This is a genomic window from Corynebacterium sp. HMSC065H09 (assembly GCF_001812845.1).
Taxonomy (GTDB): domain Bacteria; phylum Actinomycetota; class Actinomycetes; order Mycobacteriales; family Mycobacteriaceae; genus Corynebacterium; species Corynebacterium jeikeium_D.
On record NZ_KV810588.1, the window covers coordinates 1 to 23,610 of the forward strand.

Sequence of the window (23,610 nt, forward strand, 5' to 3'; positions counted from 1 at the left end):
GCTGCGCTGATCACCGCCGGCCCGCACGATGCGGACCGGCGATCAGTCACGGCTACACCCCCATACGATGTACGTGAAAGTCCCGCCTGACTGTTGACAATCCACATAGGGACCCCGGCATGGCGCAGCGAATCAGCGCCGGGCGCGGGATCCGCCACTCCGAGCTCAATGCCTCCGGTTACCTCGACGGCAAGAAGTTGCGGGTCGTCCAGGCCTGGTTGCCGCCCGACGATCTCGGTGCCGCTCCCTCCCACGACGAGGTCGACCTCAACGATGCTCTCACCGACGGCACGCTGGTCCCGGTCGCGTCGGGCACACCGGGCCTCGCGCCGCTGACCATCGGCACCACCGGCGCGACGTTGCGCATCGGCCGGGTTCCCGCAGGCCGCACCATCGACGTGCCGTTGTCGCGGTTCACCCACTTCTTCGTCGCCTGCGGCTCGGCATCCTTCGGCGACGAGACGCTTTACGACGGCGACGTTGCCCGCATCACGGCCGACGGATCGAATTCAGCGGATTCGGACGAGGTCGACTCGCTGCCCATGACCGCCATCAACGATGCCGAGGTGCTGGCTTGGACCATGGACCGCAGCATCGACTGAGCCCACCAAACGACACCGGATGACGGTATAGACCAGACGCCGAAGGACAGGTACCTCGCCTTTTTCGGATCGACCGGGTCGTCGGACATCTACGTTGCAACGGCCCGGTTCGGCGTTTCGGGCCAACCCCTCGACAAATATGCCAGGTAAGGCTAAGTTAATTGCTAAAGCAGTATTTTACATGCGGGTTAACGGGCCGGCGCAGCCGCCGACACCGTCGGCCCGGCCACACGACGAGTGAGACGCACCATGAATGCACGCGACAGAGATTTCGAACAACTCCAGGGCCACTGGCTACTGGCCCGACTGGGCAAAAAGGTCCTTCGACCCGGTGGCCGGAAGATGACGGAGTGGATTCTCGACCGGGCTCGCCTCACCGACGCCCGCGTCGTCGAACTCGCACCGGGACTGGGGATTACGGCGACGGAAATCTTGAATCGCGCACCGGGGGATTACGTCGGCATCGACGAGGACCCCGACGCCGCCAAGACGACCGGCAAGGTCGTTGGCCACAGGGGCCGGGTCACCGAAGGCAAGGCCCAAGCGACGGGGCTCGGCGATGACTCGGCGGACGCCGTCGTGGGCGAGGCGATGCTCACCATGCAAGGCGACAAGGGCAAGGCGGCGATTCTCGACGAGGTTCGTCGGATTCTCGTTCCCGGCGGCCGCTACGCGATCCACGAACTGGCGTTGACCCCCGACGACCTGGATGCGGCGACGAAAGATGAGATTCGCATCGCGATGTCCAAGGCCATCCGGGTCAACGCCCGACCACTTACCGTCGCGGAGTGGCGAAACCTCCTCGAAGAACACGGATTCGAGGTCGAGCACGTCCGCATTGCGGAGATGGGCCTGCTCAAGCCCTCCCAGATGATCGAAGACGAAGGGATCTCCGGAGTTGCCCGCATCGCAGGCAACATGATCAAGCACCCCGCGGCGCGTAAGCGCGTTCTCGGCATGCGCAGCGTTTTCGTCGAGAACGACGACGCCCTCGCCTCGATAGGCATCGTGGCCCGTCTGCGCGACACCGCCGATTCCGCCGACGCCGCCGATGCGACGGGTGGCGTTTCCAACGCTTCCGAAAGCGGGCGCGAAGCATCGCCCGCCGTCCGACGCGGGCCCGAGATTGAGTTCCTCGACGACGACCAGCAAGCTGAATTGACCGCCGATCCGGAGGCTCTGAGCCTTCATGACGTCGTCGCCGCCGCTCCGCCCGCCAAGGACGGCGACGGCCCGGCGGTGAAACGTCTGCAGACGGCCGACGGGGTAAACATCATCGCCATGCGTTTCCGCTCCGGCCAGGCCTTGCCCGATCACCGCGCTGCACACCCGATTATGGTGCAATGCATCGAGGGCCAGGTGCGCTTCACCGTAGGCGACCGCACCGAGGTCCTCACGCCGGGGACCGTCGCACACCTGCCCACCATGGTCCCACACCGGGTCGACGCAGACGAGGACTCCGTGTTCCTGCTGTCGATGCTCACGTAGATCCGTACACGGGGTTGACCGCCGCACGGGCGGAGCGATTTCGCCGGCCCGGACCGGCCTCGCCGCCGCATCCGGCGAGGGCCCCTTCGGCCGTTCCCCCGAACCACGCGGCCTGCGGCGCGTGCTCATCACCGGCGCCGCTTCCGGCTTCGGCCTCGAACTGGCCAAGCGCTTCGTCGCACGCGGCGATTCGGTCATCGCGACCGATCTGCATGACTCGGCGAACGAGGACGTCGTCAAGCTCGGCGATGCGTGCACCTACCGCGAGCTGGACGTCACCTCCGACGCGGACCGGGAGGCGGCGGCCGCGGCGATAGGCGCGGTGGACGTGCTCGTGCTCAACGCGGGCATCGCGGTCGGCGGGGCGATCGAGAACGTCACCATGGACACGTGGCACCGCGCGCTCGACATCAACCTGCTCGGGGCGGTCTGCGGCTGCCGTGCGTTCGTGCCACTGTTGGAGCCGGGCGCGAAGATCGTGATGACGTCGTCGATTGCCAGCCTGATCCCCCGTGGCGCCCGAGCGGGTAAAGATCAGCTTTTGCGCGCTGACTTTATGCTCGGAGGCTTACGGTCGGAGCTTTACGATCGGACGTTGTGACCAATCACCGCCGGGATAGTAATTGGCGCATCCCCGAAAAGCTCCTTCTGGTATTCGTTCTGCTCGAAAGCGCCGGCATCGTTATCCCTGATGGTGGCTACATTTGTCAGTTTGCGTGCCGACGGTGCGGAGCCCTTTTGGAGCAGTCCGCCACGATTGCCCGCTGTGGTGGCCGCGAAAGCCCCTGCGCTACGGTTTCCAGCAGCGACGCCCGCGGTTCCGCCAGCAGCACCCGTAGCTCCGGTAGCAGTACGGTTGCGCGCGCTGATTAGGGAATTCATCAATCCACTTCCGCGCTGTGCAGGGCTATTCGAGGCGTTTGGCAAGGCAGAACCAGCAACCCCGGGACCCAAGCCGGTTCCCATCCCGCGCCCCGCTGTTGGCGCTGGCATACGACCAGGGCTCGAAGTCGGAAGTCCCGAGGCCGGTGGACGGGGGCTTGCGTTTCCAGAAGGCGGCAGTGCCGGGATATTGCCCGCTGGTGTGAGCCCCGCAGTGCGTCCTGCGCCGAGAGGGCCAGCCGGCCGGTTGCCGTGAACTCCGTAAGGCGAGACTCCTTGCGGTGATGTGCGTTGAAGTGGGGCGCTCGCTCCCGAAGGGGTGATCATGGCTGGATTCGCCGTGCTCGGTTGAGCCATGGTTGATGTACCGGTCGGGGATGTTGGCGAGATTGTGGAGCTCGTTGGGCTGCTAGGTGATGCAGGGTGCACAGGGGCAGCAGACGGATTTGTGGGGTTCGACAAAGTCGAAGTGCTCGGTTGCACGTGCGAAGGAGCGGAAGGGCTCGCGGATGTGGATTGTGGTGTTGGAGAATCCGGAACAGTTGAGGTGGCACCAACTGGTGTGCTGGCGGCCTGCATGCTTCCAGTCATCCCTGCAGGCGAAAGGCTGAACTGGCTAGTTCCAGAACGCCCGGCGACTGTGGCCCCAACGGACACCTCGGCAGTCACACCACTTCCCGCATCGGCAGAAACTAGGTTAGGAATTCGGGGAATAGCTGTCTGTAGCTGTGCGGTATACGGACCAGAGAGAAAGGCTGCTACCTCGGCCTGTTCAAAAGCCTTTTGCGCGCCAGGGTTTGGGAGTGCCTTGGATTCGGCTTCGATCGCTGATAGTGCATTGACGGCCATCGCCTTCACAGATGGCAATACGGCAAGGTGCCCGGCCATGACCTCAGATGCGGTGGCGATGCTGGTAGCGCGTGCGGCCAGACCTTTCATTGTTGAGTCAGCAGCAGAGAAGACGGCACCGCTGTTGCTCGACACCAAGCCGGATGAGATGGAGGTTAGATTGCTGGCCAACGTGGTCATAGTGTCGGCGAAGTTGTTCCAGTAGGCGATTGCCTCGGCTACGGCACCGTCATTTGTCGAGGAAAACATGGATAGTAGGGACTTCGCATCGAGACCAAGTTCCGCAGAAAGAGTGACTGGCGCGAAAGTGAGACTTCCAGCTTCAAACATCGGCCGACGCTGAAATACACCACTTGTTCGCGCTACTTCAGCAAGGGAAGCGCCGTCACCATTGAACGGGTTAATGCTTCGAAGAATCCGATTCATGGTGGATTCGTGCTCAGTGATCACGCGACGGAAGTCAGCGAGATTCGTTTGCGCCCACGTGAGCTGTTTGCCCATCGCCAAATGGATGGAACTGGCGCTACCAGGACTGCCTGTTATTGCGAGAGAATGCTCATTCGCAACCAGCTGCAAGGACGGTACCTGTGAATAACCGCCCAACGTTGGGTAGGCAGCTGATGACAAACCCGCCGAAACAGAAGATTTACTTAGTTGTGAAATGGCGTTGTCAATAGATGGGATGAAAGCATTAATCATTACAGGTCCCCCAAATACTTCGTAAGCAGATTGTCCACGGGTTTACATAGTTCTTCGGTCAAATCGGAATCATCTTGGCCAGTGATATCGACTGCAAACCCCAACGATCCACGTTCAGTTTCAACGGACGCAATACAGTATGAGAGACCAATTGGGGTTGTCATTGTGTATGTAACCCCGTTGTGGACTCCGTTTTGTCGGTCAATTGGAAGCCCACCGTAACTGGCGAGGTTGGAATGGGCGATCGAAGCTCTCCAAATTCCGAAAACCTCAGACAATGCTGAGCTTTTGGAACCTATGATGCACCCGAGTTGCCTTGTTCCCTTTACACGTTGAGAAACCTCAGACTGCTCCCGGAACCCCAGCCTGTCGAGGCGCCCCATAATCTCAGGGTCGTCACACGGATTGGTCAGGACGAATTCGGGTGCGTCGTAGTTGTAGTGCCCATCGGGACCAAGTGGAGCATCACCGGGCTCCGGCGGATTGTTGGGTGGAAGCACACCCGCGGGTAACGTCACGCCCGAGTCAGTAGTGATGGTTGTCGCATTGTCGCCGGCAGGCTGAACGTCCTTGCCGGATGCCTCGGTCGATGCGCAACTAGTCCCCGTTATTCCCCATAGAAGTGCTGATAGTAGGGCGGCAGTAGTCGCCTTTTTCAATTTTCCCTCCCCAAAGAATTTGTGTGAGAAAGATATAACACTGCGATTACAAGTGCGCTTGCTGAGAAGCCGAAAAAATAGAGCGACTGTGGATAACTTTTTAGGGGTGTGGACAACGCGATCGCCACGCAAAACAACGCCGCTGCACAGCCACAACCTGCATCTTTGGGGTGCGTTCTCCGCGCCGTCGTTAAGCATTTGTGGCAATCGTGGGTGTAATGACCGAAGTAATCCGAACGATTGGTTAGACTATGAGGCGCATTACAAAACCACGGGAGTGCCAACCGAAATTCCGGCACTGAGAGGACGCTAGGGATCGAGCGTCGACCGGACGAACCTGAATCTGGGTAATACCAGCGTAGGAAAGGGATGTGTTGCTTCATGGCCGCACGTGTATCTGTATCCGCTCCGCCGAAAGAGGGCGAGGTTACAACTGGCCCGATTTACCGCAGCAACAAGCATTACGACGAGGTTGCGTTCAGCAACGATTTCGGTGAGGCGAACCTGCGCATTCCAGTCCGTCGAATCAACCTGACGGACGGCACTCACTTCGATGCGTACGACACCTCGGGTATTTACACCGAGGAAAACCCGGAACTGAACCTGAAGGAGGGGTTGGCTAAGACTCGTGACTCTTGGCCGAAGGCTCCGGCAGTGCCGGCGGTTGCAGGTTCTGAGGAGGCCCCGAAGGTCAAGACGCAGCTGGCATGGGCCCGAGCGGGAATTGTCACCCCGGAGATGGCATTCATTGCCGCTCGTGAAAATGTGGATCCGGAAGTTGTTCGCGAAGAGGTTGCTGCGGGGCGTGCCGTGATTCCGGCCAACCACAAGCACCCGGAGACCGAGCCGATGATTATTGGCAAGCGCTTTGCCACCAAAATCAACGCCAACATTGGTAACTCGGCTGTGACCTCGTCCATCTCCGAAGAGGTGGAGAAGATGGTCTGGGCGACTCGTTGGGGCGCGGACACCATCATGGATCTGTCCACCGGTAAGGACATTCACGAAACCCGCGAGTGGATTCTGCGTAACTCCCCGGTGCCGGTTGGTACGGTGCCGATTTACCAGGCGCTAGAGAAGGTCAAGGGTGACCCGGCCAAGCTGACCTGGGAAATCTACCGCGAAACCATCATTGAGCAGTGCGAACAGGGCGTGGACTACATGACCGTTCACGCGGGTGTGCTGCTGCGCTACGTGCCACTGGCCGCCAACCGCGTTACCGGCATTGTCTCCCGCGGTGGTTCGATTATGGCCGCATGGTGCCTCGCGCATCACCAGGAGAGCTTCCTCTACACGCGCTTCGCTGAGCTGTGCGACATTCTGGCACAGTACGATGTCACGTTCTCCCTCGGTGACGGCCTACGTCCGGGCTCCATTGCCGACGCTAACGATGAGGCCCAGCTGGCTGAGCTGCGGACCCTCGGCGAGCTGACCAGGATCGCTAAGTCCCGCGGCTGCCAGGTGATGATCGAAGGCCCAGGCCACGTTCCGATGCACAAGATCGCTGACAACGTGAAGTGGGAAGAGGAGTGGTGTGAGGAAGCTCCGTTCTACACCCTCGGCCCGCTGGCAACCGACATCGCGCCGGGCTATGACCACATCACGTCGGCTATCGGCGCGGCAATCATTGCGCAGGCTGGCACCGCCATGCTTTGCTACGTCACGCCGAAGGAGCACCTGGGTCTGCCGAACCGCGACGACGTCAAGGTCGGCGTGATTACTTACAAGATTTCCGCGCACGCCGCTGACCTGGCAAAGGGGCTGCCGCGTGCTCAGGAGCGTGACGACGCGCTGTCGAAGGCCCGCTTCGAGTTCCGTTGGCATGACCAGTTCGCGCTGGCCTTGGATCCGGACACTGCGCTGGACTACCACGACGAGACCCTGCCTGCAGAGCCGGCAAAGACCGCGCATTTCTGTTCCATGTGTGGTCCGAAGTTCTGCTCCATGCGTATTTCCAAGGATGTGCAGGACTACGCGAAGGAACACGGTCTGGACTCCGTTGAAGCTATCGAGGCCGGCATGGCTGAGAAGTCCCAGGAGTTCGCTGATCAGGGTGGTCGCGTCTACCTGCCGATTACCGCGGAGTAATTGGTTGCCTCAAAGCTGCTGAAGCAAGCCGCGGTCGAGCTCTATTGGGCTTGGCCGCGGCTTTCTTTTGCTCTCAGCTATTTCTTCCAATCCCAGCGTTGAGACTCAAACGGGGGTGGATAAGGCGCGCCTTAATAAATGCGTTAGGTGAGCCTAATATGCAGGTGTACATTGCTTGTATGCACAGTCTGAAGTTCTTGACTTTCGATCATTCCCACCGCCATCTTGCGGGGGCTCACGAAACTCGCCTTTCGTCCGGCTCCGAATCATCGCCCGTTGGAGAAGGCAAGCGTCGACCGGTGAGGCAGAGTGCGCGCAGAGGTGTTACTGCGGTTTCGCTGTCCGGCGCCATGGTCCTTTCAGCGTTTGTGTCCCCAGCAATGGCTGAAACTGCGAAGCCAATCGTGCCAGACAACTTTCCCAATGTGATTAATCCAGCGGAGAACTTCCAGCCGCAGGATCCGCAGTATGTCGAATCCCCGGAAGTTTCTGTCACTTTTGAGGACGGCACACCAGCTGAAGGCGCCACAGTTCATCGCGGCGATGTTCTCATTGTTCGCGGCAGTGGTTTTAATCCGTCGGCCAACCGTGGTGGTTACCCGCTTCCAATTCCTCCGGGTGTGCCCAATGGCGTTTACGTTCTCTACAGTGCGTTCCCAGACTCCTGGAAGCCAAGTGAAGGTGCTCCGTCCTCGTCGCGGAAACATCCGCACGACAACATTGCCTGGGTCACGCCGGCTGGAACTCTCGAGGCGATACCGAACCAGGGCGTCGACATGCGACGTTCTATCGCTCGTCAAGCCACTCCGATGACAGATGACGGCAGCTTTGAGGCTCGCATTGTTGTTGACCCGCCAGAGACCCCAGCTGGTGAAAACTGGGGCATTTATGTTTACCCGGCAGCCGGCTCCATTAATGAGGCCGAGGAAATCTACATCCCGTTGAATTATTCGGATGCTCCGGGCAAGAATGCCCCGGCTCCCTCCAGCGAGGATTTAGTAATTTCTGTATCTGCGCTGGAGAAGGTATTCGGCGCACTGGGTGGTGGCGTCACTGCCAAGAACGGTGCCCTAGAGCCTGAGGCCGGTGTCGTCTCATTCACCCGCGACAATGACAACAGTGATGTCGAAGGGGAGAGCTACCGCGGAGAAGTTCACTTCACCGCGAAGTTCAGTCTGGTTCATGTGGTCGTTCGTAATCCGCGCATTGAGGACGGCCCGACTGGAAAGATTATTACGGCAGAGGTCTCGCAGGGTTACGATGTCGGTCCGGATGAGATGGAGCGTATGCCCATAGCCGCTGTTGTCAACAGTGATGGCGATCAGCTGATCACGACCATCGGCACTATCTCGCAGTTCCGGTAGTCCCTCCGGTCATCATGGCCGCCAATTGTTGTCCACCTGGCACTTCGTTCAAAGTAAGCCGTCATACCTTGCGGGTTCTTGTGGGGTTGTAACCACTGCTGTAGTGGAATCACTACATTAGATAGAGGCGCTTACCAGCGATGAGGAGGAACGTGGGACGGCATAGTCGGGCAGAAGGACCGGTGTCACAGGATGGGGCATCGTCACGGGTTGCGGAGTCGCAACGTGCTGTTGCGGAGTCTCCGTCGCGGGCCTCGCGAAAAATATGGGTTCGCAAACCCAATCAGGCCCCTGCGCTGACGCAATCGCCTGTGATGAGCTGGCCTCTTATGCTGGTCTCGCTGCTCGGTGGTCTTGCCTCGCTGCTGGCCTGGAATGGCCGCACCCAGCCGGACGATTGGGCGTCGCTCTGGGTGGGCGGGCTACTGATGGACAGGGGACTTGAGTCCCATCTCTATGATGCCGATCCAATCGATTTCACCGCCATGAGCGGAGAGGTCTGGCCACGCCTGGCGCAGGAAGTGTCTGCGCCATTTACGCATCCCTTTGTGCAAAACCCTTTGTTTGCAAAGGCTCTGGGAGCGATATCCCACGTCATGAGCTTTGAAACCTCGGTTGCTTGGTTGCTGTTTCTCTCTGGAATGGCCGTTGTGGTCCTGGTCGCAGCCTCCTACCACCTGTGGTTTCGGTCTACCATGCCCTGGGGCATCGCAGCGCTGGTTACCGCATGCGTATTCGCTCTGCCGACCACTCTCAATTCGTTCTGGATTGGTCAGACGACACCGCTGATTGTCGCGGGCGTCGCCTATGGGCTTGCTGCCTCGCGCACTCGTCCTTGGCTCGCGGGCATCGTCCTCGGCATTGTCGCATCCATTAAATTGACTCCGTATGCGCTCATCGCCGTGATGCTCTTTTTCGCTTATCGACGGCGCGCAGCCCTCTGGTCGCTGGCCACCACGGCGGTACTGGCAATCTGGATGTTTATCCGCATTGACATGCCGGTTATTTCGGACTGGATTGACCGAATCGACGACATTGGTGCGTCGGTCTTGGTCGGTGGTGCGAATCAGTCGTTGGCGTCGACTTTAGCCACAGACCTGGGCAATCCTGATTTATTAGTAACAGTGGTTCGTGATTATCCGAGTCACGTGAAAACGATTCCACTGTGTATTGCGCTTGGCGTGGTGTTGATGGTCACGGCAGTTGCGTGGTTGAACCCGGTCTACCGGTTCGAATTTCTGATCACGGGCGCGTGGCTTATTGCAGCCACATTCTCATCGATTCTTTGGACCCACTACATGTTGATGCTGGTCACGTCTGTGTTCGGTTTGGCCGCCATGGCGCGGACCCGATTGACCAGACAGTGGCCGTATATCGGTATTGCGTTGCTAGTGGTCCTGCTGACGTTCCCTGTGACAAACCCGATTGCTGCTACGCCGTATACCGGCGGATTTGTGTACTCGGGGATTACTGCGATGCTCTTGACGCTGGCATTGATGCTAGTTGTTGGTGGCTGCCACGCGTTTGCGGTACATCGGTACGGCGATGGTGATGCAGGCGAGGTTGGAGCTGGTTTTGGCAGTGAATTAGCTGCCGCGGAGACATTAAAATTTCCTCAGCCAGAGCCAATGGTCCTATTCGACTTGAGGAAGCGCTAGATTTAGCGGCTCAGCATAGAGACGATGTCACGGGCAGACATGTCGCTGTAAATCTCGTTCCGGGCGCTCTTAACCTGGTGGCCGAAGTGGACTGCGTTAGCGTCACTGCTTGTGTCGCGGGTAAGAGCTTCGCGCAGCGGCTGAGAGAAGAAGGCGCGCTTGGTAGTGAAAGAACGGGGGAACAGGTTTTCAAGGCTCACGGTATAAACCCTTTCTGTGGTCGGAATCCGGTCAGGATTCCGGTTTGAGAGTTTCTGTATTCAAATGGTTTTCTTTGATGCGGTTGCCACTATATGTCTGAATATGCCCGATATCGAGTTAAAACGGGCAAAAGTGACTAAGTGGATACCGTTCCCAACATGAAAGCTGCATCACACTGTGGACCGGCTCAATGCTCGGTCACGGTCAGTTGTGGGCTCCAATACAATGAAATCCGGAATCAAATGTGAAGTAGGAGTTTGGTTATGGCTATTTCTTCGGCACCCACCCCTGAGTCCCCGGATTCGGCGGATACCTCGGAAGCGGCATCGCGCAGAGTTCCGGCGGCAGCGCTCAGTCACGTTGAGGATTTAATTGATTTTGTGGCTGCGTCGCCAAGCTCATTTCATGCGGCACAACAGGTCGTTGACCGTCTGAGTGCAGCCGGTGCCACGGTCATCGATGAGCACGAACAGTGGCCAAGTAAACCCGGTGCCTACGTCCTGCGTCGCGATGGCGCTGCCGTTGCTTGGATCGTCCCGGAGACGCCGGCTGCCGATTTCACCGGTTTCCGTATTGTGGGTTCCCACACGGATTCGCCCGGTTTTCGTGTGAAGCCCAACGCGCGCACCTCCGCCGCAGGCTATACGCAGGTCGCCGTTGAAGTCTACGGCGGCGCGTTGTTGGGAAGCTGGACCGACCGCGAAATTGAGTTCGCCGGTCGGGTAATTGATAAAAGCGGCAATGAGCACCTTGCTCGCACTGGCCCGGTTGCGCGTATTCCGCAGTTGGCTATCCACCTCAATCGTGCGGTTAACGAAGAGGGGTTGAAGCTCCACAAGCAGAATCACACTGCACCAATCATCGGACTGGATACTTTCGGCACCGATGTGTACCAGGTCATCGCCAATGCTGCGGGCCTGTCTATCGACGACATCGTCGCCTGGGACCTCATTTCCTTCGACACCCAGCAGCCGCGCACCTTCGGTGCTCACGATGAGTTCCTGGCTTCAGGTCGACTCGACAACCTGCTCAGCGTCCACTCCTCCCTGGTTGCCTTCGAGACCTTGCTCCGCCAAAACTGGAGCACGTCAACCACCATCCCCGTCATGGTCGCTTTCGACCACGAGGAAGTCGGGTCCGCCTCCACTACGGGCGCTGCAGGGCCACTGCTTGCCGACGTTCTGTCCCGCATCGCAGCGGCTACAGGCGCTGACCTGGAACGCACCCAGCAGCTCTACCGCGGTTCCATCTGTCTCTCGGCCGACGGCGCACACGGTGTGCACCCGAACTATGCAGGCGAACACGAGCCGGGGCACCAGCCGGAGCTCAATGCTGGCCCAGTGGTAAAGATCAATGCCAACCAGCGCTACGCCACCACGGCGGTTGGTCAGGCCGAGGTTGTCCGAATCGCAGCGGAAACCTCCAAGCGCATTGGCCAGGAAGTGCCGGTGCAGTATTTTGTATCTGCGAACCACAAGCCATGCGGCTCCACTATCGGCCCGATCACTGCAACGCGACTGGGTATCGACACCATCGATATCGGAGCTGCGATGGTCTCCATGCACTCGGCGCGTGAGATGTGCGGCACGATTGATCCATGGTGGTTGGCCGAACTCACCGTGGATTTCTGGGGTGCCGGACACTAGCAGCTCGCTGGCAGCGCTGAAGTCGTCTCTAGCAGTGGAGATGTTGGGGCGCTGTGGCCGTCGTGAAGCGAAAATGGGTGAGGGAATTTCCGTAGCTGCTCGTCGTGGAGCCTATTTTCTGTCATGCTATGAACCATGACTGATGCTAACGACACCCTGCCGTCGCACCGCCTTGAAGTACCTATCGAAGAGGCGGTGGCATGGCGTCGCCAACTGCACCAGAATCCGGAGCTGAGCTTCCGGGAGTACAGGACCTCGGACATGATTGAGGATTTGCTCAATCAGTGGGACATCCCGACGTACCGGTTGACCCCGACGTCCGTAATTGGCGTCATCGAGGGAACAGCGGGCGACCCCAGCACTGGCCGTGTGATTGGCTACCGCGCGGATATTGACGCCCTGCCGATTCAGGAGGAAACGGGACTGCCGTACGCCTCGCGCACGCCAGGTGTGATGCACGCCTGTGGGCATGATGTTCACACGGCGATGCTGCTGGGCACGGCGAAGGTGCTCTCTGGAATGCGCGATCAACTGCACGGCAAGGTGCTGTGCATCTTCCAGCACGCCGAAGAAATGCTGCCGGGCGGTGCTCGTGAGCTGGTCGACAAGGGTGCCGCCGATGACTTGGATGAGGTCTACGCCTTCCACGTCGCGCCGCATCCGGTAGGGCATGTGGGAATTTGCGCTGGGCGAGTGACAACCATGTCGGGCATCGTCTCCATCGCGATTCGTGGCCGTGGCGGACACTCTTCGAACCCGCAGCTGTCGATTGACCCGGTGCTCATCGCCAGCGAGGTGACTCTCATGCTGAACACGATTGTCTCCCGCGATGTGGATCCGAAGCACATGAATATCGTCAACGTCGGCTCACTGCATTCAGGTGAGGCCGGCAACGTGATTCCGGATACGGCCAACCTGGAAGTGTCCATCCGCTCGGTGGATGAGGCCGACTGGGAGATTGTCTGCCAGCGTATCGAGGCCGTCGTCAACGGCGTCTGCCAAGCTCACGGCGCACAGGCGACTTTCGACTGGCAGATTCCGTACCCGATGGTGGTCAACGCCGACGTTGCAGTCAATCGTGCCTGGCATGCGGCGACGAAGGCAGTTGGCAACTCCAAGGTGTTCGCCGCCGATCCGTGGGCTCCTTCGGATGACTTCTCCTATTTTTCTCGTGAAGCGCCGGGCTGTTACATGTTCCTCGGCACCGGTGGCCCGGAAGCGGGTAATCCCTTCTTTCTCCACAATTCCAAGTTTAAAATTGTGGAGAGAGCCATGGTCAATGGTATGCGCACGGAAATCCAAATCGCGCTCGACGCACTGAACCCGTCGAAGAATCATCCGCCGGAGCGCCCTGCCACATCTCCGACCATGCCCGCAGCAGGTTCCGTGCCTCCACGGCCGCGGAAGGCAGGCCTTGGCACGCCACAGTCGCATGCGGGCCAGGCGCGGGCGTCGTCAAGCGAATCGGCGGGGGAGACCTCACCGAGTCCTGAGGCGGCGGCATCAGATAATTCCAATCAGCCTCAGGCACCTAGAGAGGATGCATAGGACAATGTCCACAACCCCCAACGCCCCTGATAAGATGCTCGCTGCCGCACCTGAGTGGTCGAAGTGGGCGATTGGATGGCACGTCTATCCACTGGGGTTTGTGGGAGCGCCCATCCGTGAGAAGGATCGAGGCGCCGCGCCGGTCAATCGAATTCGCAAACTGATTGACTGGCTTCCGTACGTCCAGGAGCTCGGGCTCAACGTGCTGCAGCTGGCGCCAGTATTCGAGTCGACTAGCCACGGCTACGATACCGAGGACTACTACCGCATTGACTCGCGCCTGGGTACCGAAGAGGACATGAAGGCTGTCATCGAAGCTGCCCATGAGCGTGGCATCAAAGTGCTTTTCGACGGCGTTTTCAACCACATCGGGGCAGAGGCACCCGCGTTGAAGACCGCGAAGGAAAACCCTGACTCTGAAGAAGCACAGCTCTTTGCGTTTACTCACTCAGATGGCGACATGACCGCGCCGGTGTTTGAGGGCCATGAGAGTTTGGTCGAATTCGATCACACCAGTGACGCGACTGTTGATTTTGTCGTCAACGTGATGAATTACTGGCTGGCGCGGGGGATTGATGGCTGGCGACTGGATGCGGCCTACGCAGTGGACCCACAGTTCTGGCACAAGGTTTTGCCGCGAGTGCGTGCTGAGCACCCGCACGCCTTTATCTACGGCGAGGTCATCCACGGTGACTATGCGGAGATTGTGTCGGTGTCCGGCATGGACTCGGTGACGGAGTACGAGCTGTGGAAAGCGACCTGGTCTGCGCTGAAGGAGGAAAACTTCTTCGAGTTGGACTGGACTCTGAAGCGCCATAACACCTTCGCGGAGTCTTTTGTGCCGGTGACGTTTGTGGGAAACCACGATGTTTCACGCATTGCGACGCAGGTAGGGGCCGACAAGGCCGTGCTGGCGGCGACGGTGCTGTTTACCGTGGCCGGTGTGCCGCTGGTCTACTACGGCGACGAACAGGGCTACACCGGTCTCAAAGAGGAACGCATCGGCGGTGACGACCAGATTCGTCCAGTGTTCCCGGATAGTCCGGAGGAACTCTCTACGCTTGGCGCGGATCTCTACCGCGCTTACCAGCAGCTCGTTGCGGTGCGACGCCGGTTCCCATGGTTGCACTCCGCTCGCGTGGAGACTGATGAATTGCGCAATGGTTTTCTTCGCTACCGCGTGACCGCAACCGACGCGGCGCTCGTGGACGATGCTGCCGAGGCCTTGGGCGAGACTGGAGCTTCCGGCGAGATGCCCTCGCTCGTTGTCGAGCTGAACCTGGAAAACGGCGCAACCAGCGCCGTGATCCGTGATGGTGACCACGTGGAATTTGAGTTTTCCTAGGCTCTCTTGGCGGCTCTAGGCTGCCCTCGGAGAACCAAAACCGCCCGGACACAATGTCCAGGCGGTAATTCTTTCGTGCCCCATCGATGAGTGGGCACAAGGGGTAGTGACTGCGTTTATGTTTGCTGGCTACCCCTGTTTTCGCAGATGCAGTGATTACATCTCTGCGGTCTCAGCAGGGGTCATCTCGTCGGAGGATGCCGGAGTGGTGGCCTTCTGCTCGAAGGTCTCCGACGGGTTGGCCTGGTCGCCGACCTTCACGTCCGAGTCAACCTGATTCGGGGGAGAGCAAGCGACCAGGGCTGCTGCGGCAATGGCGGATGCGGCGATAGCGCCGGCGATGCGGTTACGCATGGATGTGGCTCCTCTGTCGGAAAAACAATAGCTACAAGGGGCTAATAAACTTTTCTCACATTATCTTAAAGCAATATCTTAGAGGATTCTTAACGGCTTGCGGGAACCAAGGGGCCAATCGCCCCCGCGCCGATGCATAGGGTTGCCCCCGGAGTCGCCTTCTCCACATCGACATGGAGAGTATTTCCGCCACCGTTGAGGTACACATAGCGCGGTCGCAGATCGTTGTTCATCTTCACGACTGTGGAACCACCGCGGGTTTGCTCTTCAGTCTCGAAAGGATTGGGGAGCGACAGGCGCACATCCATGTCCTCGGAGGCGGTGGCCGGGAACTCAAGCACCCAGTCACCGAGCTTGATGATGTTCTCCAACTTGATGTCCTCCGACGCAGTGCCGTCCTCGCCAACTGTGATGCGATGGCCACACTGCTCGACAGGGCCGTCAGTGACACGGGTGACCTCGGAGACCTTGGCGTCGATAAGCGAACCGTCTGTATTGAACATGCGCGGGTGACCGGTGACGCGCTCAAACGGCGGGCGATCGGAGACCGCATCAAACACCCGCGAGTACATGTTCATCGGAGCGGCGACGGGCACGAGAACTTCGAAGGGGACGGGCTGGTCGATGAGATTGTAGTCGATCGCCTTGTCGGGGCCAGCGGCATCGGCTTCCTCGCGCAGCGCGGACAGCGACGCCTTGGTGTTGCCGATCCACTCCATTGCGATGTCATCAGACCAGGCATTGCGGTAAGTGACCACGGAAATCGTGGAGGTGACAGCCAGCGCGATGCCCAGCGACCAAATCAGAATGTGCGTACGAGCCGGTAGCAGCGCTGGCGCCTCGTCCTTCGGTGGGAGTCCAGCCAGGGAGATCGCGACGCAGATTACGATCACGAGCGCGACATCAGAGTAGTAGTGCAAAGTGTGCGCCAGCACGCCAGAGGTGTTCTCTCCCGAGCGGAACAGGGTGATGGCGAACAAGGTGGTGAACATGTACGCCACCGATAGCGTCCACGGAGCCCAGCCACGGTAATCGCGGCCGATGAGGGTGGCGGACAGAATCAACAGGATAATGCCACCGAGAGTAATCAGCTGAGACGAAGCGGAGGCAAACGGCTGTCCCGGAGCCCAGCGTTCCCAGCTTGTTGGTCCGCCGATGATGCCGGCAAAAATCTGGCCGAGGCCGTTGAAGAACAGTTCGGGCTGCAGCTTGTCAGAAATGAAGCCGGTGGTTTCGGCGGGACCGAAGTAGTACCACAGTGCCCAGGCGCCGGTCAGCAGCATCGATGGGATCCAGATGACGAGGCCGCCGCGGAGAACCTGCAGGATATTTCTGCGCTCCATGTAAGCCAACGTGACGACAACCAGCATGGAGATCGGTGCGATAGCCAGGGACTTCTCAAAGAATCCCAGCGCCACTGCCAGCAGCACGAACAGGCCTACGGCTTCCCACGGGCGGGGGCCGAAGGAACGACGCATAGTGGTGCGAATGGCGACAATCATGAAGATCACGAATGCCAGGTGGAACGGCTGGGAATTGGCCGCGGCCGACCACCAGGTGTCTCCCGGAAGCATCAGCGGAGTCCAGGCGACGACCGTGATGAGGAAGAGCGATACCAGCGTACGGCCGGTGAGAAGCTCAAAGAGTTTAGCTGTGGCGTATGTCAGCACTACCGACATCACGGCCATGGTGATAGCCGGTAGCCACCAGTTCCACGGTGCGATGAGGTGATAGAGGCCTTGCACCAAGAAGGCCAGTGGTGCAAGGTGCCCGTCGTGATCCTGAAGCAGGTAGTCCTTGCTCAGCAGTGGGGTGTCGTAAAGATGGCCAACAATGATGAAGTCATCCCAGTAAAAAACATGGCTAGTCAGCACCAGAATGCGAGCGACAAGCTGTATCGCAATAACAACTCCGATGAGAGGCCACCATTGCTTCGCAGACAGGTCAAGTCTCTCGCCCCACGTCAATGTGGGCATGTAGTATGGGCGAGAACTTTCCTGCTCAGCGGTGTTGTCAGCACCAGGGGCCTCGGCAGTTTTCACTGCGGAATCCGCGACTGTCCCCTCATCGCCCACTGTCGGCGTATGAGGGGTTTGGGCAGTTGGGGTATCTCCTGTAGATGACCGCTCGGCTTTAGTCATGGTTCCTTATGTTATCTAGGCCATCTGCTGGGCGCGGTAGGGTAGGCAAAAGTTAGTGCTTAGGGCGTGTCGACACAGGCTTCATACGCCGCTAATGAATACATCAATAATGTTTGAGCAATACCGCTCGAGTTAAAGAAAAATAGGAGCAAGTGGGATGACGCAATCGGCGAGTGCAGCGCGCGCTAACTTCTCGTGGCGCAATATTGACATCATCATTGCAGCTGTTATCGGCGTGGCCGTTGGCCTGATTTTTGTTATCTGGAACATCATCGGCGGTGCGGGCTATGAAGCAGTCAACGCGCTTACTCCTGGTCTTGGCGGTTTGGTCGCTGGTATGTGGTTCCTCGGTGGTCCGCTCGGCGCGTACATCATTCGCAAGCCGGGTGCCGCTATCTTCGTCGAGGTAATCGCAGCGACGGTTTCAGCACTGATCGGTAACCAGTGGGGTATCTCCACCCTGTACTCAGGTTTGGCGCAGGGGCTCGGCGCGGAGCTGGTGTTCCTCATTTTGGCGTATAAGAGCTACAACCTGGTCACCGTGGTTATCTCGGGTCTCATGGCAGGTGTCGGCGCGTGGACTTTTGAGCTTTTCACCGGCAACCTGGCCAAGACTTTCGAATTCAACGTCATCTACCTGATCTCCACGGCGCTGTCGGGTGCCGTCCTCGCCGGTCTGCTGGCTTACTTCCTGGCTAAGGCACTGGCGGCAACTGGAGCGCTGGATCGTTTTGCCATCGGGCGAGAGCGGCACGACGACGTCTAGGAAAATCGATGACAGATGAGGCGTTGACGCGGGGGCCGTCGTCAAGCGGAAATGTCCCTGCGGTGAGCGCGCGGGGGTTCGGATATCGGCACGCGGGGCGCAAAGCTGCGGTACTGAACGACATCACGCTGGACATCGAGCGCGGTGAAAAGGTGCTGTTGCTCGGCGCGTCGGGGATGGGGAAGTCGACGCTGCTCGCCGCTATTGCTGGCGTGCTTGGCGACGACTCCGATGGCGAAGCCACCGGAAAGCTCCTGATTGAAGGTCGTACTCCTGCTTCCGCACGGGGCGCGGTGGGCTTGGTGCTGCAAGACCCTGACTCGCAGACGATTAGTGCTCGCGTTGGCGACGATGTTGCCTTTGGTGCGGAAAACCTGGGCGTTGCCCCAGCTGAGATTGGCAACCGAGTGCGCGCCAGCCTGGATTTGGTGGGGCTGGATTTGCCGCTGGATCATCCCACGCACAGACTTTCGGGTGGGCAGAAGCAGCGCCTCGCATTGGCAGGTGTGCTGGCAATGGGCGCACGGGTCATTTGTTTGGACGAGCCGACGGCCAACATCGACCCGGCCGGTGTGCCGGTACTACGCGATGCTGCGATTACCGCGGCGGAGAGGACTGGTGCGGCACTGATTGTGGTCGAGCATCGAGTGGATGCGTGGGTCGATGTGGTCGACCGCATCATCGTGCTGGGCCGCGGAGGTGTGATTGCCGATGGTGCACCGCATCGGGTCTTGGAAGACTACGGGCAGGCTCTGACGGATGCTGGGGTGTGGATTCCGGGTGCTCCGCCCGCGCTGCCGGATGCGCGTTCAGTTGCCTGCGACCAGGACGGGCACCCTAGCGGTGACATCGCGATCGAAACCCGCGAGCTGGACATCGGCTATGGCGCGAAGAAGTCGTGGTTCAGGGGTAGCGAAACTGTTGAGCCTATTGCTCGCGGAGTATCCGTTTCTATCCCATCCGAAGCTTCCACCTGCATCGTTGGTCACAACGGCAGCGGGAAGTCCACGTTAGCGCTGACGCTCGGCGGCCTGCTTGAGCCGATGGCGGGCACGGTCCAAGTGGCCGGCAGCGGTAGTGCGCCGTGGAAATGGCCGTCGAAGAAGTTGGCTACTCGGATTGGCACGGTCTTCCAAGACCCCGAGCACCAATTCGTCACCGGCACAGTGCTGGAAGAGTTGCAGCTTGGCCCGAAGCTTGTCGGTGTCAACGCTGATAAGCGCATCGAGGAATTACTTGAGCGGCTGCGGCTAACGGCCCTGACCAAGGCGAATCCGTTCTCACTCTCGGGCGGTGAGAAGCGACGTCTGTCGGTGGCGACCATGCTGGCGACAGCGCCGGATATTGTGCTTCTCGACGAACCGACCTTCGGCCAAGACCGCCGGACATTCACCGAGCTGCTCACTTTGCTTCGCCAACTTGCAGACGACGGCCGAACTGTTATTTCGATTACCCACGATCCGTTGGTGGTCCAAGCGATGGGGGACTACGTCGTCGACATGGATGCGTTTCATCCGGAGCGGTCAGGCCGTGCGGCACCGGGACAGCGTGCTTCGGAGGAGCAGGCCGGTCCGAGCAGCAGTAAAGGTTCGCGCGGCCAGGGTGAAGCAGGAGGGAAATCGTGACTGAAGTCGGTTCCGCCGGTACGGCTGAAGGTACGCAGAGCGCCGAGCAGAGTAAGCAGCCTTTCCTCGCGACGGTCAACCCGGTGGCGAGAGTTCTGGGCCTATTCTTGCTCACCACACCGCTGCTGATTTCCATCGACTGGGTCTCCGCAGTGGTCGCGCTTGTCTGCACGCTTTTCTTGGTGCCACTGTCGGGTTTGGGTTTTCGTCGTTTTCTAGGACGCAGCCTGCCACTTCTTATCGCTGCGCCCATCTCGGGCATTTCGATGGCGCTTTACGGCAACCCAGATGGCAAAGAGTATTTCTCCTTCCTGCTGGCGCATGTGACGGATAACTCCATCTCCCTGGCGATTGCGATTATGTTGCGTGTGCTGGCTATCGGTACGCCGGTTATCGTGCTGACAGCCAATATTGACCCGACTGATTTGGGCAATGGGCTGGCGCAGGTTCTCAAGCTGCCCAGCAGGTTCGTGCTGGCAACGGTGGCGAGCCTGCGGCTCGTTGGCCTGTTTATCAATGATTGGCAGGCGCTGACCCGAGCCCGTCGTGCACGCGGTTTGGGCGACCACGGCGCAATCCGCCGCACTATTTCCCAGGTGTTCGCTCTGCTGGTGTTTGCGCTGCGCCGCGGCACCAAGCTGGCCACCGCCATGGAAGCCCGCGGCTTTGGCGCACCGATTAAGCGCACATGGTGGCATACCTCGACATTGGCCGCGCGTGACTATGTCACCATGGCCGCCTGCCTCGCCATCGCCGTCGCAGCAATCGGTATTTCCGTGTGGGCCGGGGAGTTCCGCTTCCTGGGCGTGGCGTAGTAAAGGCGTTTCAATCACGATGATTCTGCTTATCGACGGCCGTTCCGGCAGTGGCAAAACCACCTTTTCGGCAAAGTTGCACAGTATCCTCGGCTGGCCAGTTGTCCACTTGGAGGATGTCTATCCGGGCTGGTCCGGCCTGCACAAAGCATCGGCCGCAGTCGCGGAGACCATTTTGAACCCCGCGCTACCGGCCGATGAGCGTGGTTATCGCCGTTGGGACTGGTACGCCAGTGAATTCGCCGAGTGGGTACCCACGCCACCGGACAGCTCTCTCATCGTCGAAGGCTGCGGCGCTGTCACTGAAGCTAATCTTGCCGCTGCCCGTGCCATCGGCGACGGCAACGCGTGGGGAGTCTGGGTAGAGCTGGACACGCAGACTCGCTTTGCCCGCGCCATGGCTCGCGACGACCACTTCGAGGAACACTGGGACATGTGGGCCGAGCAGGAATCTCAGCACATGGCTAAGCACAATCCGCAACAGCTCGTCGACTGGACTATCAACGTCCCAGAACAGTTAACGTGGAAGCTCTGATGAGAAAAACGCTCGCGTGCCTCGGTGCAAGCTTCGGTTCCATGCTCCTCGTCGGCGGACTAGGCGTCGCCGCTAATTCGGAGCTACGACCACCACGCCTGCCCAATCGCAGACCTCCGAGGTGGGTTCTTCCCACAGTAGGTGCCGCGTGGATACTGGCCAGCTGCCGCGCCTACTACGCTCGCGCATCGCATCGCTTGACGACGCCCCTGCTCGCCGGCCTCGCAGTACCAGGAGCCGCAGCGATCGTTTTCGAGGCCGTTCGCCTTCGATGTGCAGCCCAAAAACCAACTCTGCCGCCACACACCGTGGTTGTACTGGGATGCGGATTGAAGAACAATCGGCCCTCGGCCCTGCTGGCCAGAAGATTACAGCGAGCAGTCTCAGCGTGTGATGAGCGTACCGAGCGAATCATCTGCTCCGGTGGGGTCGGCAGTGAAGCGGTGACAGATGCCACCTGCTCTGAAGCGGACGCCATGGTGGAGTGGTTGGAGGCGAACGCTGGGGACGTCGTAAAGCGCGGCGACATCGAGTTGATCCCCGAGGACCAATCGACGAATACGTCGGAAAACATTGACTATGCGTGCGAATTGATGCGCGGCATGGACGGTGCGTTGAGCGCTGGAACGGTTGTTGTGACCAGTGATTTTCATGCGCCACGGGTAGCGAAGCTCATGCGCGAACGGGGGCTGGAACCCTGGTGTGTCGTCGGCGCCTATACGCCGTTGAGGTACTGGGCGACATCGCTGCTGCGGGAATTCCTCGCGCAGTTTATTCTGTGGGCGCCGAGCGGCAACGCGAGAATTTTACGAATTTCGCGGGTAGAGCGAAGCGTTAGCCACTAGTATCGAACGAAGATAAATACGTCGTGCGGTGATAGTGCTGCGTAGAAATGCGTAGAGCGCGATATCGAACACGACATCGGAATCATTAAATCGGGAGGAACACCCACATGGCTTTGACCCCAGGATTCGACCTGTTCCAGCTGCCAGAGGAGCACCAGGAGCTCCGCGCCGTTATCCGTGATCTGGCGGAGAAGCAGATTGCTCCGTACGCAGCGGACGTCGATGAGAACGAGCGTTTCCCGGAGGAGGCCCTGAAGGCTCTCAACGAGGCTGGCTTCAACGCCGTCCACGTGCCGGAGCAGTTCGGTGGCCAGGGTGCGGACTCGGTTGCGGCCTGCATCGTCATTGAGGAAGTTGCTCGTGTCTGTGGCTCGGCTTCTCTTATCCCGGCTGTGAACAAGCTGGGCACCATGGGCTTGATCCTCAAGGGCTCCGACGAGCTGAAGAGCAAGGTTCTGCCGGACATCGCCAACGGTGAAATGGCTTCCTACGCACTGACTGAGCGTGAGGCTGGTTCGGATGCCGGTTCCATGAAGACCCGCGCGGTCCGAGAGGGCGATGAGTGGGTCCTCAACGGTTCCAAGTGCTTCATCACTAACGGTGGCCGCTCCACCTGGTACACCGTCATGGCTGTCACCGACCCGGAGAAGGGTGCCAACGGCATCTCTGCATTCATGGTCCACAAGGACGACGAGGGGTTCCGCGTCGGTGGCCTGGAGCACAAGCTGGGTATCAAGGGTTCCCCGACCGCGGAGCTGTACTTCGAAAACTGCCGCATCCCGGCTGACCGCATCATCGGCGAAGAGGGCACCGGTTTCAAGACTGCCCTGGAGACCCTGGACCACACTCGCCCGACTATTGGTGCACAGGCACTGGGCATCGCGCAGGGTGCGTACGACTACGCCGTTGGTTACGTGCAGGAGCGTCAGCAGTTCGGCAAGCCGATCGCTGCTTTCCAGAACACCCAGTTCATGCTGGCTGACATGCGTATGAAGATTGACGCTGCTCGTCTCATGGTCTACACCGCAGCCGCTAACGCTGAGCGTGGCACTGCTGAGGGCGGCGCTCGCCTGGGTCTGATGGCCGCAAACGCCAAGACCTTCGCCTCTGACGTTGCTATGCAGGTCACCACTGATGCCGTGCAGCTGCTCGGTGGTTACGGCTTCACCCGTGACTTCCCGGTTGAGCGCATGATGCGTGACGCCAAGATCACCCAGATCTACGAGGGCACTAACCAGATTTGCCGCATGGTCGCAGGTCGCCAGATTCTCGCAGACGCACAGAAGCGCTAATCACCAGCGTAAACGCTAAGCCCTCGCTACCAAGGCGGGGGCTTTTTCATGCCACCGCATCACTCAGGATTTGTCGCTTAACCCCAATGCGAGTTACTGACTGCATTTATGACCAGCGGCGGTGGGGCGATGCGAGTTACTGACTGCGTTTATGACAGAAATGGCCCGAAAAACGGCTGGTAGGGTCAGGCGGTCATTGCATCATGGA

General features: G+C 59.5%; 20 protein-coding genes and 1 riboswitch. Of the genes, 16 read left to right on the forward strand and 4 right to left on the reverse strand.

Annotated features, from left to right (window positions below):
- The first annotated feature begins 119 nt into the window (after positions 1-119).
- The 3 genes from HMPREF2878_RS05895 (at position 120) to HMPREF2878_RS05905 (ending at position 2,691) form a co-directional block, all read left to right on the forward strand.
- Complete coding sequence (locus HMPREF2878_RS05895; protein WP_048732946.1) at positions 120-602, forward strand: pirin family protein; 483 nt, start codon at positions 120-122, stop codon at positions 600-602.
- Between the two features lie 249 nt (positions 603-851).
- Entirely contained in the window at positions 852-2,090 is a 1,239-nt protein-coding gene (locus tag HMPREF2878_RS11630) for a methyltransferase domain-containing protein (protein ID WP_083310825.1), read from the forward strand.
- A 121-nt stretch (positions 2,091-2,211) separates the two neighbouring features.
- A complete protein-coding gene (locus HMPREF2878_RS05905; protein WP_070546444.1) occupies positions 2,212-2,691 on the forward strand; it encodes an SDR family oxidoreductase in 480 nt (159 codons plus the stop codon).
- Here the strand turns inward: HMPREF2878_RS05905 and HMPREF2878_RS11495 are convergent.
- Complete coding sequence (locus HMPREF2878_RS11495) at positions 2,673-2,972, reverse strand: hypothetical protein (RefSeq protein ID WP_246821860.1); 300 nt, start codon at positions 2,970-2,972, stop codon at positions 2,673-2,675. The two genes, HMPREF2878_RS05905 and HMPREF2878_RS11495, sit on opposite strands and share 19 nt — an antisense overlap.
- An 886-nt stretch (positions 2,973-3,858) precedes the next feature.
- Between HMPREF2878_RS11495 and HMPREF2878_RS11500 the strand changes: the two genes are divergently transcribed.
- The 4 genes from HMPREF2878_RS11500 to HMPREF2878_RS05930 all read left to right on the forward strand — a co-directional run bounded on the left by HMPREF2878_RS11500 (position 3,859) and on the right by HMPREF2878_RS05930 (position 10,289).
- Positions 3,859-4,026, forward strand: coding sequence for a hypothetical protein (locus HMPREF2878_RS11500; RefSeq protein ID WP_224433626.1), 168 nt, complete (start codon positions 3,859-3,861; stop codon positions 4,024-4,026).
- A gap of 1,414 nt (positions 4,027-5,440) precedes the next feature.
- Positions 5,441-5,562: riboswitch (TPP riboswitch) on the forward strand.
- On the forward strand, positions 5,561-7,267 hold the full coding sequence (gene thiC / locus HMPREF2878_RS05920; protein ID WP_070652981.1) for a phosphomethylpyrimidine synthase ThiC: 1,707 nt from the start codon (positions 5,561-5,563) through the stop codon (positions 7,265-7,267). Its footprint overlaps the riboswitch before it by 2 nt.
- A gap of 380 nt (positions 7,268-7,647) precedes the next feature.
- A complete protein-coding gene (locus tag HMPREF2878_RS05925) occupies positions 7,648-8,631 on the forward strand; it encodes an HtaA protein (RefSeq protein WP_246819377.1) in 984 nt (327 codons plus the stop codon).
- 314 nt (positions 8,632-8,945) lie between these two features.
- Entirely contained in the window at positions 8,946-10,289 is a 1,344-nt protein-coding gene (locus HMPREF2878_RS05930) for a glycosyltransferase family 87 protein (protein WP_239271880.1), read from the forward strand.
- 2 nt (positions 10,290-10,291) lie between these two features.
- On the opposite strand, the gene HMPREF2878_RS05935 is transcribed toward HMPREF2878_RS05930, so the two are convergent.
- Positions 10,292-10,489, reverse strand: a complete 198-nt coding sequence (locus HMPREF2878_RS05935) for a hypothetical protein (RefSeq protein WP_048732933.1) — start codon at positions 10,487-10,489, stop codon at positions 10,292-10,294.
- Positions 10,490-10,753: 264 nt separating this feature from the next.
- Between HMPREF2878_RS05935 and HMPREF2878_RS05940 the strand changes: the two genes are divergently transcribed.
- The 3 genes from HMPREF2878_RS05940 to HMPREF2878_RS05950 all read left to right on the forward strand — a co-directional run bounded on the left by HMPREF2878_RS05940 (position 10,754) and on the right by HMPREF2878_RS05950 (position 15,029).
- A complete protein-coding gene (locus HMPREF2878_RS05940; RefSeq protein ID WP_048732931.1) occupies positions 10,754-12,136 on the forward strand; it encodes a M18 family aminopeptidase in 1,383 nt (460 codons plus the stop codon).
- A 135-nt stretch (positions 12,137-12,271) separates the two neighbouring features.
- Positions 12,272-13,684, forward strand: coding sequence for a M20 metallopeptidase family protein (locus HMPREF2878_RS05945; RefSeq protein WP_070652985.1), 1,413 nt, complete (start codon positions 12,272-12,274; stop codon positions 13,682-13,684).
- Positions 13,685-13,688: 4 nt separating this feature from the next.
- Complete coding sequence (locus HMPREF2878_RS05950) at positions 13,689-15,029, forward strand: alpha-amylase family protein (RefSeq protein ID WP_070652987.1); 1,341 nt, start codon at positions 13,689-13,691, stop codon at positions 15,027-15,029.
- A gap of 156 nt (positions 15,030-15,185) precedes the next feature.
- Here the strand turns inward: HMPREF2878_RS05950 and HMPREF2878_RS05955 are convergent, their stop codons facing one another.
- Together HMPREF2878_RS05955 and HMPREF2878_RS05960 are read right to left on the reverse strand one after the other, a co-directional pair.
- Entirely contained in the window at positions 15,186-15,383 is a 198-nt protein-coding gene (locus HMPREF2878_RS05955; protein ID WP_049172707.1) for a hypothetical protein, read from the reverse strand.
- 89 nt (positions 15,384-15,472) lie between these two features.
- Complete coding sequence (locus tag HMPREF2878_RS05960; protein WP_070652989.1) at positions 15,473-17,524, reverse strand: DUF2339 domain-containing protein; 2,052 nt, start codon at positions 17,522-17,524, stop codon at positions 15,473-15,475.
- A gap of 157 nt (positions 17,525-17,681) precedes the next feature.
- On the opposite strand from HMPREF2878_RS05960, the gene HMPREF2878_RS05965 reads away from it, so the two are divergent.
- The 6 genes from HMPREF2878_RS05965 to HMPREF2878_RS05990 all read left to right on the forward strand — a co-directional run bounded on the left by HMPREF2878_RS05965 (position 17,682) and on the right by HMPREF2878_RS05990 (position 23,402).
- Entirely contained in the window at positions 17,682-18,290 is a 609-nt protein-coding gene (locus HMPREF2878_RS05965) for an ECF transporter S component (protein WP_048732921.1), read from the forward strand.
- Between the two features lie 8 nt (positions 18,291-18,298).
- Entirely contained in the window at positions 18,299-19,915 is a 1,617-nt protein-coding gene (locus HMPREF2878_RS05970) for an ABC transporter ATP-binding protein (RefSeq protein ID WP_070652991.1), read from the forward strand.
- Positions 19,912-20,730 (forward strand): energy-coupling factor transporter transmembrane component T family protein, encoded by an 819-nt coding sequence (locus tag HMPREF2878_RS05975; RefSeq protein ID WP_070652992.1) that lies wholly within the window; start codon positions 19,912-19,914, stop codon positions 20,728-20,730. The genes HMPREF2878_RS05970 and HMPREF2878_RS05975 overlap by 4 nt, the downstream gene beginning before the upstream one ends.
- A 19-nt stretch (positions 20,731-20,749) precedes the next feature.
- Positions 20,750-21,265, forward strand: a complete 516-nt coding sequence (locus HMPREF2878_RS05980; RefSeq protein ID WP_070652994.1) for a nucleoside/nucleotide kinase family protein — start codon at positions 20,750-20,752, stop codon at positions 21,263-21,265.
- Positions 21,265-22,110: a YdcF family protein gene (locus HMPREF2878_RS05985; protein ID WP_070652996.1), complete on the forward strand. Its 846-nt coding sequence runs from the start codon at positions 21,265-21,267 to the stop codon at positions 22,108-22,110. Before HMPREF2878_RS05980 ends, HMPREF2878_RS05985 begins: the two co-directional genes overlap by 1 nt.
- A 107-nt stretch (positions 22,111-22,217) precedes the next feature.
- Positions 22,218-23,402 (forward strand): acyl-CoA dehydrogenase family protein, encoded by a 1,185-nt coding sequence (locus tag HMPREF2878_RS05990; RefSeq protein ID WP_016422383.1) that lies wholly within the window; start codon positions 22,218-22,220, stop codon positions 23,400-23,402.
- Positions 23,403-23,610: the final 208 nt, after the last annotated feature.